The sequence below is a fragment of the Erwinia papayae genome (assembly GCF_058241465.1).
This window is the reverse complement of sequence record NZ_JBZCHT010000009.1, coordinates 1,039,914-1,056,527: the sequence shown is the minus strand read 5'-3', so window position 1 is coordinate 1,056,527 and position 16,614 is coordinate 1,039,914. Positions and strand designations below refer to the sequence as shown.

Annotated in this window: 19 protein-coding genes and 2 pseudogenes; 9 read left to right on the top strand and 12 right to left on the bottom strand. The window is 51.5% G+C overall.

Going from position 1 to position 16,614, the window contains the following annotated elements; translation table 11 throughout:
* The first annotated feature begins 178 nt into the window (after positions 1–178).
* Positions 179–910, top strand: coding sequence for a hypothetical protein (locus AC3RPL_RS09715; RefSeq protein WP_490739843.1), 732 nt, complete (start codon positions 179–181; stop codon positions 908–910).
* A gap of 20 nt (positions 911–930) precedes the next feature.
* Complete coding sequence (locus AC3RPL_RS09710; protein ID WP_490739842.1) at positions 931–1,701, top strand: tyrosine-type recombinase/integrase; 771 nt, start codon at positions 931–933, stop codon at positions 1,699–1,701.
* A gap of 340 nt (positions 1,702–2,041) precedes the next feature.
* Here the strand turns inward: AC3RPL_RS09710 and AC3RPL_RS09705 are convergent, their stop codons facing one another.
* From AC3RPL_RS09705 to AC3RPL_RS09680, 6 genes are all read right to left on the bottom strand, one after another.
* Complete coding sequence (locus AC3RPL_RS09705) at positions 2,042–2,335, bottom strand: hypothetical protein (protein ID WP_490739841.1); 294 nt, start codon at positions 2,333–2,335, stop codon at positions 2,042–2,044.
* 33 nt (positions 2,336–2,368) lie between these two features.
* The gene (locus tag AC3RPL_RS09700) at positions 2,369–2,635 is read right to left on the bottom strand and encodes a hypothetical protein (RefSeq protein WP_490739840.1); all 267 of its coding nucleotides are present in this window, start codon (positions 2,633–2,635) and stop codon (positions 2,369–2,371) included.
* Positions 2,636–2,749: 114 nt separating this feature from the next.
* Positions 2,750–3,244, bottom strand: a complete 495-nt coding sequence (locus AC3RPL_RS09695) for a hypothetical protein (protein ID WP_490739839.1) — start codon at positions 3,242–3,244, stop codon at positions 2,750–2,752.
* Positions 3,245–4,006: 762 nt separating this feature from the next.
* Entirely contained in the window at positions 4,007–4,546 is a 540-nt protein-coding gene (locus AC3RPL_RS09690; RefSeq protein ID WP_490739838.1) for a hypothetical protein, read from the bottom strand.
* Positions 4,547–4,623: 77 nt separating this feature from the next.
* The gene (locus AC3RPL_RS09685) at positions 4,624–5,097 is read right to left on the bottom strand and encodes a hypothetical protein (protein WP_490739837.1); all 474 of its coding nucleotides are present in this window, start codon (positions 5,095–5,097) and stop codon (positions 4,624–4,626) included.
* Between the two features lie 563 nt (positions 5,098–5,660).
* The gene (locus AC3RPL_RS09680) at positions 5,661–6,566 is read right to left on the bottom strand and encodes an omptin family outer membrane protease (protein ID WP_490740663.1); all 906 of its coding nucleotides are present in this window, start codon (positions 6,564–6,566) and stop codon (positions 5,661–5,663) included.
* A gap of 850 nt (positions 6,567–7,416) precedes the next feature.
* On the opposite strand from AC3RPL_RS09680, the pseudogene AC3RPL_RS09675 reads away from it, so the two are divergent.
* A pseudogene (locus AC3RPL_RS09675) lies at positions 7,417–7,680 on the top strand (IS110 family transposase); the annotation flags it as partial.
* A gap of 168 nt (positions 7,681–7,848) precedes the next feature.
* Here the strand turns inward: AC3RPL_RS09675 and AC3RPL_RS09670 are convergent.
* Together AC3RPL_RS09670 and AC3RPL_RS09665 are read right to left on the bottom strand one after the other, a co-directional pair.
* Entirely contained in the window at positions 7,849–8,232 is a 384-nt protein-coding gene (locus tag AC3RPL_RS09670) for a type II toxin-antitoxin system death-on-curing family toxin (protein ID WP_490739836.1), read from the bottom strand.
* Positions 8,229–8,453: a type II toxin-antitoxin system Phd/YefM family antitoxin gene (locus AC3RPL_RS09665; RefSeq protein ID WP_490739835.1), complete on the bottom strand. Its 225-nt coding sequence runs from the start codon at positions 8,451–8,453 to the stop codon at positions 8,229–8,231. The genes AC3RPL_RS09670 and AC3RPL_RS09665 overlap by 4 nt, the downstream gene beginning before the upstream one ends.
* 204 nt (positions 8,454–8,657) lie before the next feature.
* Here AC3RPL_RS09665 and AC3RPL_RS09660 point away from each other — a divergent pair, with 204 nt between their 5' ends.
* Positions 8,658–9,317, top strand: coding sequence for a P-loop NTPase family protein (locus tag AC3RPL_RS09660; RefSeq protein WP_490739834.1), 660 nt, complete (start codon positions 8,658–8,660; stop codon positions 9,315–9,317).
* A gap of 19 nt (positions 9,318–9,336) precedes the next feature.
* Here AC3RPL_RS09660 and AC3RPL_RS09655 read toward each other — a convergent pair whose 3' ends face one another.
* From AC3RPL_RS09655 to umuC, 4 genes and pseudogenes are all read right to left on the bottom strand, one after another.
* Entirely contained in the window at positions 9,337–9,585 is a 249-nt protein-coding gene (locus AC3RPL_RS09655; protein WP_490739833.1) for a hypothetical protein, read from the bottom strand.
* 133 nt (positions 9,586–9,718) lie between these two features.
* Complete coding sequence (locus AC3RPL_RS09650; RefSeq protein WP_490739832.1) at positions 9,719–10,021, bottom strand: hypothetical protein; 303 nt, start codon at positions 10,019–10,021, stop codon at positions 9,719–9,721.
* The gene (locus tag AC3RPL_RS09645; RefSeq protein ID WP_490739831.1) at positions 10,018–10,644 is read right to left on the bottom strand and encodes a division plane positioning ATPase MipZ; all 627 of its coding nucleotides are present in this window, start codon (positions 10,642–10,644) and stop codon (positions 10,018–10,020) included. Before AC3RPL_RS09645 ends, AC3RPL_RS09650 begins: the two co-directional genes overlap by 4 nt.
* 176 nt (positions 10,645–10,820) lie before the next feature.
* Positions 10,821–11,859, bottom strand: a pseudogene (gene umuC, locus AC3RPL_RS09640) (translesion error-prone DNA polymerase V subunit UmuC); the annotation flags it as partial.
* A gap of 209 nt (positions 11,860–12,068) precedes the next feature.
* Between umuC and AC3RPL_RS09635 the strand changes: the two are divergent.
* The 5 genes from AC3RPL_RS09635 (at position 12,069) to tnpC (ending at position 16,600) form a co-directional block, all read left to right on the top strand.
* Positions 12,069–13,613: a methyl-accepting chemotaxis protein gene (locus tag AC3RPL_RS09635; protein ID WP_490739830.1), complete on the top strand. Its 1,545-nt coding sequence runs from the start codon at positions 12,069–12,071 to the stop codon at positions 13,611–13,613.
* Positions 13,610–13,909: a hypothetical protein gene (locus AC3RPL_RS09630; RefSeq protein ID WP_490739829.1), complete on the top strand. Its 300-nt coding sequence runs from the start codon at positions 13,610–13,612 to the stop codon at positions 13,907–13,909. Before AC3RPL_RS09635 ends, AC3RPL_RS09630 begins: the two co-directional genes overlap by 4 nt.
* 99 nt (positions 13,910–14,008) lie before the next feature.
* Positions 14,009–14,665 (top strand): IS66-like element accessory protein TnpA, encoded by a 657-nt coding sequence (gene tnpA, locus AC3RPL_RS09625; RefSeq protein ID WP_490739509.1) that lies wholly within the window; start codon positions 14,009–14,011, stop codon positions 14,663–14,665.
* Complete coding sequence (gene tnpB / locus AC3RPL_RS09620) at positions 14,662–15,009, top strand: IS66 family insertion sequence element accessory protein TnpB (protein ID WP_490739508.1); 348 nt, start codon at positions 14,662–14,664, stop codon at positions 15,007–15,009. Before tnpA ends, tnpB begins: the two co-directional genes overlap by 4 nt.
* A 19-nt stretch (positions 15,010–15,028) precedes the next feature.
* Positions 15,029–16,600 carry an IS66 family transposase gene (tnpC, locus tag AC3RPL_RS09615; RefSeq protein ID WP_490739507.1) on the top strand — a complete coding sequence of 524 codons (1,572 nt, stop codon included), beginning with the start codon at positions 15,029–15,031 and terminating at the stop codon, positions 16,598–16,600.
* The last annotated feature ends 14 nt before the right edge of the window (positions 16,601–16,614 follow it).

Sequence of the window (16,614 nt, the reverse complement as noted above, 5' to 3'; positions counted from 1 at the left end):
TCGTCCCGCTGCGGGTGCACCATGCTTCCGGGAAAGTGCTATATTGGGCAGAAAACGGATCCCGGCCGGGAAGGGATGAGGTAATTGATATTGGTTTTTATAAGCCCGCTAATTTTAACTGGCGGGTATATAAACGACGAGAGACGCGTTTTTTAACAAAGCAAAGGAGCATGAACAGATGGGGAACGGTTTTTTGATATGGGTACCACTGATCTCCACTCTCGCCGGTGCGATGGTGACCGGGATCATCCAGTATTCTGTGAACCGGCAAAACCATAAAATCACCCTTAAACGGGAGGAAAAGGCGTCAAAAGATAAGCTGGAGAAAGAACGGTATTTTCTGGCGACTGAACTGGTTGTTCTGCTGGAGCAGTTTGCTCAGGACTGTGCGCGGGTCGCCACCGATCCGGGACACTACAACGATGACCGGCAGCCGGTGAGGGTTACAGTCGTGGACTATCCCGGGTTAGACTTTACCGACGTATCCGGCGACTGGCGCGCTTTATCCCCCACGTTGATGTACCGCATTCGTCAACTCGTGGTTCAGCAAAAAGACGCCAACAGCCTGATTTCGGCTACCGGCGAAAATGACCATCCGCCCGATTACGATGAGTTTTACGCGGAGCGGCACTATCAGTACGCACGGCTGGGCATGAAGGCCATCATACAGGCCAGCCGCCTGCGCAGCATCGCCGGGTTGCCCGGCACCCGCCTGGGCGCCACACGCTGGTCGGCCCTGTCCACACTCCGGAGAGTCCTGCAGCAGGAGCGCCGCCGCAGATTAAAACTACTCATCAAATTCCGGCAGAAAAGGGCGGAATGGGATATTCAGGATGGGTTACGTGACGTTCGGGCTGAGGCAGACAGTGAAGACAAAGCCCCGCCCGTTTCCGGCACGGCCACGTTGTGACGGATAGCGGAGAAAAAAGGATGCCCATGCTTACCTCTGCCCTTTCATCGCCATCGCCGTCATTGCCCGTTGCCATTGACTACCCGGCGGCGCTGGCGCTTCGCCAGATGGCCTCGCTCGACGCGGAACTGCCGAAATACCTGCTGGCCCCGGAGGTGAGCGCCCTGCTCCACTACGTGCCGGACCTGCACCGCCGGATGCTGTTCACCACGCTCTGGAATACCGGCGCGCGCATCAACGAAGCGCTGGCGCTGACCCGCAGCGATTTTACCCTGACACCGCCGTATCCTTACGTGCAGCTGGCCACGCTCAAGCAGCGCGGGGAGAAGGCCGCCCGCGGTCCGGGCCGGACGCCGGCAGGCGTGATTTCACACCGCCTGGTTCCGCTGTCCGATCCTCAGTTTGTCAGCTGGCTGGAGATGATGGTGTCCACGCTGAAAATTCCTCTTGAGCGCCGCCGCCCCGACACCGGCCGCATGGAAAAAGTGCGGCTGTGGAGCATCACCGACCGGACCGCTCGCACCTGGCTGAACGAGGCCGTTGACGCGGCCGCCGCCGACGGGGTGACGTTCTCCGTGCCGGTCACGCTGCACACGTTCCGGCACAGTTACGCCATGCACCTGCTCTACGCCGGGATCCCGCTGAAGGCGCTGCAGAGCCTGATGGGCCATAAAAATGCGAAGTCAACGGAGGTCTACACGAAGGTGTTTGCGCTGGACGTGGCCGCCCGGCACCGGGTGCAGTTTCAGATGCCGGGCAATGAGGCGGTGGCCATGCTGAAGAAACGGTGAAAATGTTTGTCTGAGGGGAAGTTAATGATGTCAACATTAAAAACTCCGCTGGCGGTAAATCGCATTCGGGGAAACCCGCCCATACGGAAGTTTTACCGAACGTGCCGGACGGCGCGGGTGCAGAACAACGCCCCTCAGGGAAGGTGTAACGCCCCGACCGGCAGCACATCCAGTATGTCCGTCGGTTGGCCGGCGCACAACATAAAGCGTTATCCACAGAAACGGTGGATAACTTCAGCCATTCGGCAGAATGCGGGTTTTACCGAATGCCCGGACAGGGGCGTAAAAAAACCGCCTGGCGGCGGCTTTGTGCGTTACAGAGAAGATGTGAAGACCAGTGTCAAACATCTTTTTTGAGGATTAAAACACTATAGTAGAGCGTAGCTTTAATGAGATGATTAAGATTATGAACCTCTCGAAAAAGTAACAGCGTTTTGCGCAAAAATTCCATAAACGAAATATCTTCACCCTTTTCCCGATCCATGCCTTCCTTTGTGGGGTAATAGGTGATTATTTGTGTTGATTCATTATATTCATACTTATAGTGAGCAATGCCATTTCTAAGACGATTATCAATGGCTTTTGTTTCGATAGAATAAAAACAGTCATCAATAAACTGAATCTTACTGCCCAAATCAACGTCAGCAAATTTGTTAAGAGAAGAAAGCTATTTTCGCACTTCATTTTTTCTTGTCATCTTTAAAGATGGCTCAAATTCGTTATAATCTCCGCGTTTTAATAAATTATTCAGACCTGCAAGAAGTGTCAGTTGCCGGGAGAAAACCTCTGCCAGATCTTTATAGTAGTTATTGCATGAATCAAAGTGATCAGTTGATACGCGAGCAGGAACAGCCGTGTAATTTTTTTCATCAACATAATCATAGAAAAAGGCTGGGTGCAAAGGTAAATCCATCTGAACTATTTTTGGATACAAGGTGAGGCAATCATGATGTAAATTAGTCAGAAAACGACTTTTAATTATTTCATCAATAAAATCAATGGTTTTATCATGGTGTGTACTGTGCAGGTAAATATAAAGCTGCGGAAATCATTTTGCAAGCTCTTCATTTTGCTCATGAATCGTAAAAGGCGAAGACATAATTGACGTTGCTGTGTAGAGTGCGGCAAACACATCCTTCCTTTTCTTGGTTTTCAGGTTAACACCAGGGATTTTTTTGCAAACTTTCGCAAAATTTTTTATATCACCTTTTTTATATTGCGTTATGACGCTTTCCAGATCTTTCTTTAAGGGGTGCAGCTTATTTAATACTTCTAAGCGAAAAGCTAAATGACTGAAAGCGTCCTGACCAATTTCATCTATAACCCTGAAAAAGGTTGTCATTCCCTTAACATACTTTCCGAAATACACAGGGAAATCGAGATGAAGATCCACAAAAGGATTTTCCTCCGTAAACGGCCATTCAAAATCCAAACTGTCTGTGGCCCCTTCCAGATCTACTTTTTCATCACCAATAGTAAAGGTGATACGCTGCTCACATTGAGGACAAGCAAACTGAAAAGGCTGAATATCTCTGTTTGACATGCCAATCCTGCAATTAATTAATGTGTTGCAGGTATCGCATTTAAAGCTTTTTAGAATGTTAATTTTGACCACCTATAATGATTTAGAAGGCAGAATTGGCATTTTTCAAGCCTACTTCAGGCTCATAAAAGTGAGTGCTCAGATAGCAAAAAACCCGCTCAGGGCGGGTTATTTGCTCTGTAGCCTGTGATGCTTCGCGGGCATCCGGCGTACAGCGTGGTGAAATTCTCTTTTGGCGAGTTAATTATACGTCTAATGAGCCATATGATCAAACCTGTATTCAAGCAGCAGCAGCACGGTTTATAATGCTCACAGATCAATCGAGTAAAGCCCGCTTAGCCGCCTGTGTGATGAGCCAGATCAGACTCTTCAAAATCGAATTTGGTACAGACAGTACCGGAACCGTGGGCAAGCACACGGTAATGGTATAGCCCTCTTCCGGTTTCGCACCCGGAAGCCTGGGCGGCAGCGTGGTGAAATTCTCTTTTGGTTAAGTGAATGGCATAACCGGATGGGCGGATTTGAGGAAAGGGGATTGCCTAGTAGCCTACGCGCCACAGAGATGGAGGTGCGGGGAATGATTGAGCTAATTATCGCCATTCTTACCTTAATTGCAGCTGTATTGCAGTTGATCAACTGGTTCCTTTAATGGCTCCGGAGTCCGTGAAGGTGAAAACCTGAACGGGCAAAACTGAAAGGTTTATAGCCGTCCTCTTGGGCGGCTTTTTTCATTTCTAAGCTTAGTTCGGCAGAATGGGCGTTTTACCGAATATCCGGTTTAGTAGCCACCGGGATCAGATTTGACATCCTGACCCCCTTAAGCCAGTCCTCGTAGGAAGGCATCGCGTTCCACGAATCCTCCTGGCTCATCTGCCGGATGCCGGTTTCCTGAAAATCGAACTGTTTTACCAGAAGTCTTGTTTTCTGCGTCAGGCCCAGTCGGGTTTTTAAGGGTTTTTCATCATATGTGATTTTCTTACTGTCAGGGACAAATAATATGATAGTTTCACCATCAGTATTAAAAGTAAGATCTCTGTATACGCCATCCTTTCTGTATACAACATGACGCTCAGCTTCAATATACTTTCTTTTTATGTAGCATATTTTATAGCCGATAACTTTCTCACCGCCGTTCTGCTCAATGAATTTATCAACGTTCATCTCACAGTTGGACTGCTTACACCATAACTCTGGTTCGACATCTATATATACTGCGTTTTTCGTGCTTAACGATCTGCAGAATGAGGCTACATGCTGGTCAATGCTTTCTGGCGTGGTGAGGTCTTCGAAATTTAAAGTCATTGTATGGCATTTCCTTATGGCTGGATTTCAGTTCATGAGCAGGGCTGGAGTCTGGCGCAGGATTTTTATCAGGCTAATCAACTGCCTTCATCCGGGTTCGGAGCCGTTTTTCCGGTTTGAAGCGAGCGAACGTCATGTTCCGACATCCATTGATCAGTAGCCTCCGTATGCCCGTCAGATTCTGTAAACACGATGATTTCATAAACGGGATTAAGGCTGGCCTGGTATTCAACGGCTTTCAGCAGGTCAGGGCTGGGGAATAGTAATAAATACACAGCTTCTGGTAGACAGCTTTTATTAAGGGTCAGAGGCGAGTGTAAGCTAAGCTTTCGTCCGTCTATGATGATAGTCTGATTTGACTTAAGTTTATTGACCACTTTTTTTTCAAATATCCGTTCCAGTATTTGATCACAGTGAGATTTGTTGTTCACACACAAATAAACTTCACATTGATGGTGTTTGGCTCGGTCAATAGCATATCTTACGATGCTTCCGTGCAACCCATTCATAAGCTCCGAAAAATCACGCTGCAATATCACCCGGTCAGTCATTTTAGTTCCTTTGATGAATGAAATGTGGCATCTATCATATCGGTAAATTTCGGTGCGGCACAGTGCGGAAACTCGCCCTGTAGCACAGTTCGGTCTTATTGGCGTTTTACCGAATGCCCGGACAGGGCGTAAAAAAACCGCCATATAATAAAGTGTCCAACAAATGGGGTACACTTCACTTTGGGCGGTTTTTTTTCATTTCTAAACTTAGTTGGGGTTTGAGGTCCAATGGAGCTAAAACGTACGTTAAGAGCATAACCATATGATTTTAAGTCTATAAAGTCGTGGATAAGAATGAAGTTTTTATAATTTAAACAAAAAATTAAATATAAAATATCAGATACACGATTTTGCTGCAAAAGGAGAAATAAGAATCAGGATATCAATTACTCCTGAATTACTCAGCTATACTCGAATAAAAAACATGACCAAAGGATGAGATGCCGAAATTTCCAGCTGTCGATATAACCTGGCGTCCCCACTGCATCTTCATCACGAGACAAAAACCATGAGACGCTTTTTGCATCTCGTGGTTTTTATCTACTCAGGTTTCACTACCCCATTCAGAAACGATACTGAAGACCTGCGGTCAGGCTATAGTTTTTATTTTCTATACCTGCAACATCTCCGCCATAATGGGCTGATTCCCCACTTACACGGTCAATTATCTCCGTTCCCCCTTTACCCTGAGAGTATTTACTCCAGGTAAACTCGGTGAACACTTTGGCATTAGGGGTGACGTAATAACCGACATCCACCGAGGCCGAATAATAGTTGGAGCCGTTGGTCTTTTCACGGAAGGTCAAATCACGCATATAGTGCTCATCATTGTCTTTAGCTTCAACCCAGGGACTGAATTTCAACAATGCGTTAATTTCAATATCATGATACCGATAGCCGCCGGTCAGACCTATGTATGGCATGCTGAATTTCTGTTGATAGCCAATACCGCGCACTCCGCGATCAAAATCGCCGACATCAGTGCCATTATCATACTGATAGTGACCGCCAAAAGCAGTCCAGCTAAATCGGGTTTGTTGGTAACCGGCTACAGCACCTAGTTTATAATCAGGACGTTTTACCAGCCAGGCTTTGGCATTGACATCAAATTCATTAGCATGATTAAGACGGGTATTAGGTCTGTTAGACCAGTCAGTCCATTGCGACTGGCTGGCATCCAGCCAGTCGTAGTCATCCATTCCGGACCCACTTGATGCTAATGTAGTCCAACCTCGTGCATTCAGTGTCAGCCAGAATAACGGATCCCAGGATATATCACCTTTAATAATGGCCGTATTGTTAATCTTCCAGTTAAGCTCGCTGGTTTTTCTGCCGGTATCATCATAGACGTACTCTTTGGATTCGCCTCCAAGCCAGCCCAGAGAAGTGCTGACCGTTATGCTGTCGGCGTCAAAATTAACAGCATACGGATCGTCAACATTCTTAGCCAGGGCAACGTCTGTCGCCATTAAACCAAATACGCCTAAAGCTATCATGTATTTATTCATTAACCATTCCTTAGACAACGATGAGAATTTGTTCTCAAATCAGTCAGACCTGAGAGCAAGTAAGTTGCCTTCAGCGCACAGAAAGCAACTTACTTGCCTGTAACCATCAGCTTGACAATCCAATAGCCAATAATCTGTCGTGAAACCCTGACAATCCGACCGGACAGAGCTCTTTGTTGAAGAAGGGTCAAATCTGTGTCGGTCTGGCGTCATTGAACGTAATGACAAAACCGCTAATCAGACATATAAGCCCCCTCCATCCAATGAGTTCATCGCCCAGACCCGAGCTGACCCGATTAATATTTCATCGAAAAATGAAAAATAACGCAGGTCGCTTCATGCATCTGAGCGCCTCTGAAAAGGGATTTATTTAGTAAACTTATTTATTTGTTAAGCATACGTAAAGACTGAATTGATATATTACATTTCTTTCACAATCGTGCGCAACTCGCCACGGAAACAAAACACGATGTTAAGGGGGCGTTGTTCGGCGTAGTAGGGGTTTGAAGTCTAATCTTACGAGATAGTACGCTAAGTGCACTTTTTGAACAGATCAGGTGAGTGAAGAAAATGAGCGTTTCATTTACTCTTTCCGCTGATACCAGTAACCATGCGGTTTTCGGCACTTTCAGCGTTAATAAACCCTGTAATCAAATCAACATAAATCTGATCTACAACTCCACGACTTTATAGACATAAAATCATATGGTTATGCTCTTAACGAATGAAAGGGACTTCTCCTCGATTTGGTTACTGTAACCATCTTCCATGACATCATGGGGAGTAACCAAAATATTACAGGGGAATAACCATGGCCGTTGTAACTGTTGGGATCGACCTTGCTAAAAATGTTTTTGCCGTTCATGGCGTTGATAAAAATGGCAATGCTGTGCTCGTTAAACCAAGAGTATCCCGGGCTGCGTTGCCTGAACTTATTGCCAACCTACCTCCCTGCACCATCGGTATGGAAGCCTGCTCAGGCGCTCATTACTGGGCAAGGCTTTTCAGGGAGTATGGTCACGACGTTAAACTGATGGCTCCGAAATTCGTTTCACCATACCGGCTGGCCGGTAAAGCCGCAGGGGAAAAAGCAAAAAAATAAAAATCATGCAGGCCGTCCGGCAGAATTGGCCTTTTACCGAATGCCCGGAGAGAAGGAAAAGCCGCCCCAGACTTAATATAACCGTCATGATAAAAACATTGAACACTGTTTTTTTCATTCGATTGGTCATCCTTAATCTCATCAAATTATTATTGCTTTCAGGTGGTCAGATACCATCTTCCACGTATATTCACCCGTTGCAGCATTGATGGCTATGGTCTGCATTTCACAAAATGAAATACGTGAACTTATGATGTTTAAGCCATTGCGCTTTAAAAACATCTGAGCGACAAATAGCGCCGTTCTCTTATTTGCGTCGTTGAAAATATGACCACGGGCTATTGCTACCAGATATACGGCAGCCAGATCGTATACGTCTTTCACACCTTCGTAATAATGCATGTTCAACACACGGTGAATGATGGCATCCGCACGGCCAGGTTCAGCCATACCTGCAACACCACCATCACGCGCGACTAAGCGATCATGAAATTCAATCACTTCCTGTGAACTGACTAATTTCATCGCCTGGAAAGCTCCGTATACGCCGTTCCATGTGACTGCATAATTTCAGCAAATTCAGCATCCAGAGCCGCTTTGCGGTAACGCTCGAAAGCGTCTTTATCGACCAGGACAGCCGCGCCACCCTTCCTGCGCTGAATTTCGACCGGCTGATTTTCATCAACGGCCAGTTCCAGCAGGGAAGCAAGATTGTCGCGGGCGTGGCTGTAGTTACAAGTAAACATGATTACCCCTTTAATTGTTCAGCTTAATTGTACATGTTTATTGTCAGGTTTCAAAGAGGGATTCAGTTTTACGGTGTGTTGCGGCCATTCGGTAAACTAGGGGTTTTACCGAATCCGGCACGGACAGCGGAAGAACGTTGAAAATATCACCGCTTTCTAATAAATTAGAAATTCGTTAAATCTAATTTCTTAGAAAGGAATACCATGCCAACCAAACACATCGACGCCGCGCAGTGGTCAGCCATCGAGACAATGACGGTTGAACTGATACAGCAGACCAACGCGCCCGTAAAAGAAGGCGACGTGCTGAAAGAGGTTATCGCGGCGGGGCTGAATGCACTTAGCGTAAAGGGGCTGAGTGAACGGTTTGCCTTTCAGCCGCGACACAGCGCGGTCATCATGAGCAAACTCAGTCCCAGCGGCACGGCCACGACGAACCTGACCGCGCCCACAGCCGCGACGACGGCGGCCCTGCTTGAAGACAGCGCCGGATTTATCGTTTGCGTTTACGGTAAAACCAACTCCGGCCGCAGCACCTTTGCGCAGGCGCTGTGCGACGAGCTGAGCACGGCAAAGCGCCTTACGGTGAACCTGTATGACGACGCCGGTGCCGAAGCTATCAGCCAGGGCTGGGCCGACTATAACAACGGGAAAGGCGCGATAATCGTGCTTCACGCCGCAGGCCAGATGCAGGCGCTGGACGGGCTGTATTCGACGCACCGCTCAGTGCCTGTAATTGAGGAAGGCGAGGAAATCGTGCTGAAAGCATATAGTGGCACTGATCTGGATATGTCGCTGATCAGGGCCACGATGCGCCGCGCACCGGAACGGATGACAATTGGGGAGTTGAAGGAAAAGGAATAAAAAAACCGCCTGGCGGCGGTTAATTAACGTGATTACGGGCATCATCAAGAGTAAGCATTTTCAAATCTATCTGACTCTTTAATCGTGAGGCTCTGAAACGGATTAGCTCACGTATGTGAAGCTCGCTGGAGACGCGGGGGTTTGCTCTGCGTGCTTCTTGCAAAATATCCTCTTCCTCTGCAATAAGTCGAGCATATTCAACTTGCATTTTATTTATCTCTGTTTCCAGCCTTTCCAGCTCGGCCTGTGAATAGAGAACGCGGAACATGCGTAAGCCTCCAATAAAAGGTAGCTTACGTAAGATTCTCTTTGTTGATAGTTGCACTCCACGCACCCTCTTAAGATAACAAGATAACAAGATAACAAGATAACAAGATAACAAGATAACAAGATAACAAGATTTACTGCAGTTTTGCTTTTAGGATAAATGTGGAACGTTCATCAGAGCTAAATTTCTCGAAAGCCATGATTGCTGCCCTGACAACATCTGAACGATTAACCCTCGCTCCTGATGTATTCATTTCATCTCGAATGCAGTTATCTATTGATGCTAAATTGGTTGTCGCAAGAGAAATACTTACTGGTTTAGCTTTGCTTTTACTTGTAACTGAACTGCTTTCTTTTTGTACCAGCCCCAGTTCAGCGCTGCCACCATTTATGAATGCATTTTCGTCTCTGGGAGGGGTATTGGCTCTGTTCCTCATAATATTATTTCCTCGACAAGTGCAGAGATTTCTTCCTGAGCTTTTTCATTTTGTGTCTCAAAGATAGTAAAAGATTCGGCCCAGGCATCTCTGTGGGCTTTTCTGTCACAAACTCGGGACTGAGCCAACTGCATCTGTGGATAGTCGGACAGAACTTGCGCGGCTTGATGAGCTTCGTTCACAAACATGTTTGTTGGAGCCATATTGAGGACAAGAAAACCTCTTACATTCTCATTGAAATCCTTGGACGCGCTGAAAACTTCACATGTATGAGGAACAACATCCAGATCCATCTGCGAAGGTCTCAGTGGCGAAATAAAAACGTCAGCAGACATTAAACCGCTTCGCATTTCGGCACTGTCACGACCAGCACAATCAGCAATGACATAATCATACGATTTATCATGCTCTTTTAGCATTGTTTTAATGTTGCCTGTGGCTCCTGTGACGGGAATATGTGGGAGTGATTCCGGTCTGTTGTTATACCAGGTTAGGACTGATTTCTGGTCATCTGCATCCACTATGATTACTGATTTGCCCTTTGCTTTTAGACATGACGCAATGGATACAGCTAAGGTGCTTTTGCCCACACCGCCTTTTTGACTACCGATGACGATTATCATAACAATCTCACAAGTTGATAAGTTTTCAAGATAATATAATACTATCTTGTTAAGATGATAAGATAGTATTAATCATTAGTTATATGTATTTTATATCATTATTATGATAACAAGATAACAAGATAAGAGGTAAGAGGTAAAGAGGCAGTAGGAGGTAAAGGAATTATTTTTGAAAATCAGATAAGATTTGCGACAGGTATATCTGTCCATCTTGTTGTCCACGAAGGTGAAAGCATCTCCCGCTTCATCTCCCACTTGGGTGCAACGCCCTGACCTGCAAACCACAGTTTCCCCAGTCCCGAATTGTTGACCTTATCCATCACTGCCATCAGCTGCGCACTGGCCGGGCGGGGAGAATGATCGTCAAACAACGAAAGTTGTGCCGTCGCTGCGGGAGAGAAGTCACCCAGCATCACGCCAGATGTGTTCAAGGCTTTTTATGGCCATGGCGATAATGTCGCGCGTGTCCTGCGTGGCCACTGTAAGTCGTTCACCTCCAACATTGCCGTAATAGGGTTCTCCGGGAGAGAACGGGGACGTTTTGATGAATACAGATATGTGCCGGCAGTACTGACCTTCCTGACGCAGCTTCTCTGCTGCACGCTCTGCGTGCCGGCAGATGGCCTGGCGCAGGCCGTCAATGGTCGTTACCCGGTCACCGAAACTGCGGCTGCACACTATCTGTTGTTTGGTCGGCGGAGCCTCCTCGAGCGCGATGCAGGGTTCGCCTGAAAGCTCCCGTACCGTGCGTTCCAGCACTACACTGAAGTTTTTACGGATAAAAGCCGGGTTACTACGCGCCAGGTCAAGCGCGGTGATGATACTCATGGCATTCAGTTTTTTACTCAAACGCCGGCCGACGCCCCAGACTTCCTCGACCGGCTGCCGCGAGAGAAGCTTTTGGGTTCGGGCGGGATTACCTGGCGTCAGCGCGAGGACACCCCCGAACTGTGGCCATTCTTTGGAAGCCCACTGTGCAGACTTTGCTAACGTTTTTGTGGGACCCATTCCCACACCCACCGTCAGGCCCGTGACGGCCTTTACCCGCTGCCGGACGCGCCTGCCGTAATCTTCAAACGGCTCTGCTTGTCCAATACCGGTAATGTCAAGAAATGACTCATCGATGGAATAGATTTCGGTGGCCGGGGCCATTTCTTCCAGCACCGTCGATACCCTGATGGACATATCATGGTTTATGTGGAATGGAAAACCAAAGTGAGGTTAAGCCCGGTGCGGTTTACTGCAACACATATGCTGCACAGGCACGCCCCTGAACGGTTTTTGATCACTGCCTGCCAACTGTGTGGTTTTACTGAAAATTCCGCCGGATAGTGTATTGCGTTCAATTCAGTTGTGTTCAGCCCTGCTGAATCTCGCGTTTCTGCCGATACCCGTTCATCAAACAAACGTTTTCCGGAGAACTGATGAAAATTTCAACGCGCCTCAGCGCCGGCTTTGGCCTGCTTATTCTGCTTTTTATCCTGTGCACGGGCATTGCCGTTCACGCCCTGTGGCAGGCCAGAGATGGTATGAACGATACCGTCGACGTGAAGATGAAGCGCTTTGCCCTGGTCGTGGACATGCGTAACAGCATGCGCGACATGGCGATTGCGGCCCGTAACCTTGCACTGCTGTCTGACCCGACCCAGATGCAGCCCGAGTGGCAGCGCCTGACGGCCCAGCGTGAGGTTTATATTCAGAAACGGCAACAGCTGGAAAAAAGCATGTCCGGCAACGTATCCGCGCACGGAAAAACCCTGCTGGAGAAATCCCTTTCGGCAGAAGACGCCGCGCTTTCCACGCTGATGGCGGCCGGAAAGCTGGGACTGGATAACCGCCAGCAGGAGGCCACCGCGTTTCTGATGACCACCGCCCGGCCGGCGCAGAGGGTTCTGCTTAACGCCCTGGATAACCTGACGGACACGGAGATGCAGCTGAGCCGGGATACGGGGGCAGAAAACAGCGCCCGCACTGCCCGGACGGCCGTTATCCTGTCGGGCCTGGCCGCGCTGTCCGTCCTGCTGTCCGTGGCCACCTGTTATCTTCTGGTCCGCATGCTGATGCGCCAGCTGGGGGGTGAGCCCGCTCAGGCTCAGGCGCTGGCCGCCGCCATCGCCGCCGGTGACCTGACCTCGCCGGTCACGCTGCGCCGCGGCGACACCGCCAGCCTGCTCGCCTCGCTGGACGGCATGCAGGCCAACCTGCGCGGGCTGGTGTCGCAGATTAAGGACGCGTCCGCCTCGGTGGCGCTGGCCGCCGACGAAATTTCGCAGGGGAATACCGAGCTCTCCTCGCGCACCGAGCAGCAGGCCGCTGCCCTGCAGGAGACGGCCGCCAGCATGGAGCAGCTGACCGCCACGGTGAAAAGCAACGCGGCTGGCGCGCACCAGACCGCCGGCACCGCGCGCGAGACGGCCACGCTCGCCCGCGCCGGTGAGGCTGACGTGCAGCGCATGTCGGAGACCATGCATGAGATTTCGCTGAGCGCGGTCCGGATACGGGACATCACCTCGGTCATCGAGGGGATTGCTTTTCAGACCAATATTCTGGCGCTCAATGCCGCCGTGGAAGCCGCACGCGCCGGCGAGGAGGGGCGGGGGTTTGCCGTTGTCGCGGGGGAGGTCAGGTCTCTTGCTCAGCGCAGCGCCAGCGCCGCGCGGGACATCAAGCTGCTGATTGAACAGGCCGTGTCCCAGGTGGAAGGCGGCGTGGCCGCGGCCGCCGGTACGGGGGAGAGTATCCTGAGGATTGTCGGCATGGTAGGCGAGCTGGCCGACACCATGGACAGCCTTTCCCTCTCCTCCGGTGAGCAGATGCAGGGCATCTCTCAGGTCAGCATCGCCGTCAGCCAGATGGACGGCGTGACGCAGAACAACGCCGCCCTGGTGGAGGAGTCGTCTTCAGCATCGCAGTCGCTGTCAGAGCAGGCCCGCGCCCTGCGAGGCATGGTGGAGACCTTTCGCGTATGACGTACGACAGACACGCTGCATTCGCCGGCACGGACCGTATTACGTCTCTTAAGGCCGACGTGGACGCGCTGCTGCGGCAGCTCAGCGAGGGGGAATACCTGAGCGTGGACACGTTTGCCAACAACTGGGTTCACCTGACGGCCCTGTACGCGAAAATTCAGGAGCAGATGAACGACCGGGTCCTGATGGACCGGCTGGTCCGCACGGAACTGCTGCTCACCGCAGACCTGATGGCGGTGGGCCGGATGATTATGGTCATGAACAATTTTCTGCGCTGCACGGCAGCCCTGCGCTGATCGGGCTGCAGGATAAAACCTCTCTGCCGACCCCGTTGCACTAAGGGTAAGCGTCTTATTTAGACCGTCTGTCCGGTTGTCTCCCGTTACGGGAGAATAATGTCCATCATTTTTAATGGACATTATCGCGTGAAAAACCGGACATGGCTCCTTGAGGCTCTGCGCCTTCATTTTGATGAAAAGCTGTCCCGCGTTGAGGCAGGACGGCGGTTAGGTATCCCCAAAACCACCGTCTGCGAACTCTTCGTTCGCTTTCAGAGAGCGGAATTATCATGGCCTCTGCCGGACAGCGTAAATCTGAAAGCCCTGAACAACCGGCTTTACCGACAGGCGTCACGAAAGTCGCCTGTTCCGCCCCCGTCTGCTGCACCCACAGCAATACCTGCGTCCCGCAGGCGACCACGCCGGCCTAACTTCCCGCGCGAATTTAAAATCGCTATGGTGGAAAAGTCTATGCAACCGGGCGTCAGCGTGGCACAGCTTGCCCGCGAAAATGACATCAATGACAATCTGCTGTTCAACTGGCGGCGCCATTATCAGCAGGGGCTGCTGGGTGCTGCTCCTGCCGGTACGCCGGCACTGCTCCCCGTGACGCTGCCCCCGACCGACCGACCCGCTAAGCTGCCGGTCCCCTCAACAGGAGAGCCTGCCTGTTGCGAACTGGTTCTGCCCGCCGGTACGCTGCGCATCTGCGGGAGACTCACGCCGGAACTTCTGCAGATGCTTATCCGGGAAATGCAGGGCGGTCAACAATGATCTCCCTTCCTGCGGGCGCACGTATCTGGCTGGTCGCCGGCGTAACCGACATGCGTAACGGCTTCAACGGGCTGGCCTCGAAGGTGCAGAATACGCTTCGTGCTGACCCGTACGGCGGCCACCTCTTTATCTTCCGGGGCCGGCGGGGCGATATGATCAAGGTGCTGTGGGCAGATCGGGACGGTCTGTGCCTGTTCACCAAACGGCTGGAGCGGGGGCGCTTTGTCTGGCCGGTGACCCGTGACGGTAAAGTCCATCTGACGCCCGCGCAGCTGGCGATGCTGCTGGAAGGCATCAACTGGAAGCATCCGCAGCGGACGGAACGCCCTGGCCTGCGCATCTGAACCGGAGTAAAGTAAGCGCATGGTGCGCTCACTCTGCGATGAAAATGCCCGGCTCCGGGCGCTGCTGGACACGCAGCAGCACACAATACGCCAGATGGCGGAGTATAACCGGCTGCTCTCGCAGCGGGTGGCGGCGTACGCCAGTGAGATAAACCGACTGAAGGCGCTGGTTGCTAAGCTGCAGCGCATGCAGTTCGGCAAAAGCTCTGAAAAGCTGCGTGAAAAAACGGCGCGTCAGGTGCGCGAAGCTGAAGAGCGCATCAGCGCCCTGCAGGAGGAGATGGCGGAGGTGCTGGGAGAGCAGCATGACCCGGTACTCCCGCAGCCGCTGCGCCAGTCTTCCGCCCGTAAACCGCTTCCTGCCTCACTCCCGCGCGAAACAAGTACGCTGCCGCCGGCCGAAACTGCCTGTCCGGCGTGCGGCGGCACCCTCAGCCCGCTGGGCTGCGACGTGTCGGAGCAGCTGGAACTCATCAGCAGCGCCTTTAAGGTTATCGAAACGCAGCGGCCGAAGCTGGCCTGCTGCCAGTGCGACCACATCGTTCAGGCCCCGATGCCGTCAAAGCCTATCGAACGCAGCTACGCCGGCCCCGCTCTGCTGGCGCGCATCGTCACGGCGAAGTTCGCGGAGCACACGCCTCACTACCGGCAGTCTGAGATATACCGCCGCCAGGGTGTGGCGCTGAGCCGGGCCACGCTGGGGAGATGGTCCGGGGCGGTGAGTGAACTGCTGGAGCCGCTGTATGACCTGCTGCGGCAGTACGTGCTGATGCCCGGCAAGGTGCATACTGATGATATCCCGGTCCCTGTTCAGGAGCCGGGCAGCGGCAAAACGCGCACGGCCCGGCTGTGGGTGTACGTGCGGGATGACCGAAACGCGGGCTCGGTCATGCCACCGGCAGTCTGGTTCGCGTACTCACCGGACCGTAAAGGCGTTCATCCACAACAGCATCTGAGCGGGTACAGCGGGATCCTGCAGGCGGATGCATACGGAGGCTACAATGCCCTGTACGAAGAGGGGCGCATCACCGAAGCGGCATGCATGGCGCACGCCCGGCGAAAAATCCACGACGTTCACGTCCGTACCCCGACGGACATTACCACCGAAGCGCTGAAGCGCATCGGTGAGCTGTATGCCATCGAGGCGGAAATACGCGGCAGTCCGGCAGACGAGCGTCTGGTGATCCGGAAAGAGAAGACCCTCCCGCTGATGCAGTCGCTGTACGACTGGATACAGGCGCAGATGAAGGTGCTGTCGCGGCACTCGGATAGGGCGAAGGCGTTCGCGTACCTGCTGAAACAGTGGGACGCGCTGAACCTGTTCTGCGGCAATGGCTGGGCGGAAATAGACAACAACATCGCGGAGAACGCGCTGCGTGGCGTTGCCCTGGGCCGGAAGAACTGGCTGTTCGCCGGTTCAGACGCAGGTGGGGAGAGAGCAGCTGTGCTGTACTCGTTGATCGGCACCTGCAGGCTGAACGGCGTGGAGCCGGAGGCGTGGCTGCGTTACGTCATCGGCCATATCCAGGACTGGCCGGTAAACCGGGTCCGCGATCTGCTGCCCTGGAAGGCTGATCTCACATCTGTATAAGCATCAATACGGTC

Excerpts from the sequence above, each read along its gene's own strand:
- AC3RPL_RS09715 (WP_490739843.1), top strand. The coding sequence starts at position 179 with ATGGGGAACGGTTTTTTGATATGGGTACCACTGATCTCCACTCTCGCC.
- AC3RPL_RS09710 (WP_490739842.1), top strand. The coding sequence starts at position 931 with ATGCCCATGCTTACCTCTGCCCTTTCATCGCCATCGCCGTCATTGCCC.
- AC3RPL_RS09695 (WP_490739839.1), bottom strand. The coding sequence starts at position 3,244 with ATGTCAAACAGAGATATTCAGCCTTTTCAGTTTGCTTGTCCTCAATGT.
- AC3RPL_RS09690 (WP_490739838.1), bottom strand. The coding sequence starts at position 4,546 with ATGACTTTAAATTTCGAAGACCTCACCACGCCAGAAAGCATTGACCAG.
- AC3RPL_RS09685 (WP_490739837.1), bottom strand. The coding sequence starts at position 5,097 with ATGACTGACCGGGTGATATTGCAGCGTGATTTTTCGGAGCTTATGAAT.
- AC3RPL_RS09680 (WP_490740663.1), bottom strand. The coding sequence starts at position 6,566 with ATGGCGACAGACGTTGCCCTGGCTAAGAATGTTGACGATCCGTATGCT.
- AC3RPL_RS09670 (WP_490739836.1), bottom strand. The coding sequence starts at position 8,232 with ATGAAATTAGTCAGTTCACAGGAAGTGATTGAATTTCATGATCGCTTA.
- AC3RPL_RS09665 (WP_490739835.1), bottom strand. The coding sequence starts at position 8,453 with ATGTTTACTTGTAACTACAGCCACGCCCGCGACAATCTTGCTTCCCTG.
- AC3RPL_RS09660 (WP_490739834.1), top strand. The coding sequence starts at position 8,658 with ATGCCAACCAAACACATCGACGCCGCGCAGTGGTCAGCCATCGAGACA.
- AC3RPL_RS09655 (WP_490739833.1), bottom strand. The coding sequence starts at position 9,585 with ATGTTCCGCGTTCTCTATTCACAGGCCGAGCTGGAAAGGCTGGAAACA.
- AC3RPL_RS09650 (WP_490739832.1), bottom strand. The coding sequence starts at position 10,021 with ATGAGGAACAGAGCCAATACCCCTCCCAGAGACGAAAATGCATTCATA.
- AC3RPL_RS09645 (WP_490739831.1), bottom strand. The coding sequence starts at position 10,644 with ATGATAATCGTCATCGGTAGTCAAAAAGGCGGTGTGGGCAAAAGCACC.
- AC3RPL_RS09635 (WP_490739830.1), top strand. The coding sequence starts at position 12,069 with ATGAAAATTTCAACGCGCCTCAGCGCCGGCTTTGGCCTGCTTATTCTG.
- AC3RPL_RS09630 (WP_490739829.1), top strand. The coding sequence starts at position 13,610 with ATGACGTACGACAGACACGCTGCATTCGCCGGCACGGACCGTATTACG.
- tnpA (WP_490739509.1), top strand. The coding sequence starts at position 14,009 with ATGTCCATCATTTTTAATGGACATTATCGCGTGAAAAACCGGACATGG.
- tnpB (WP_490739508.1), top strand. The coding sequence starts at position 14,662 with ATGATCTCCCTTCCTGCGGGCGCACGTATCTGGCTGGTCGCCGGCGTA.
- tnpC (WP_490739507.1), top strand. The coding sequence starts at position 15,029 with ATGGTGCGCTCACTCTGCGATGAAAATGCCCGGCTCCGGGCGCTGCTG.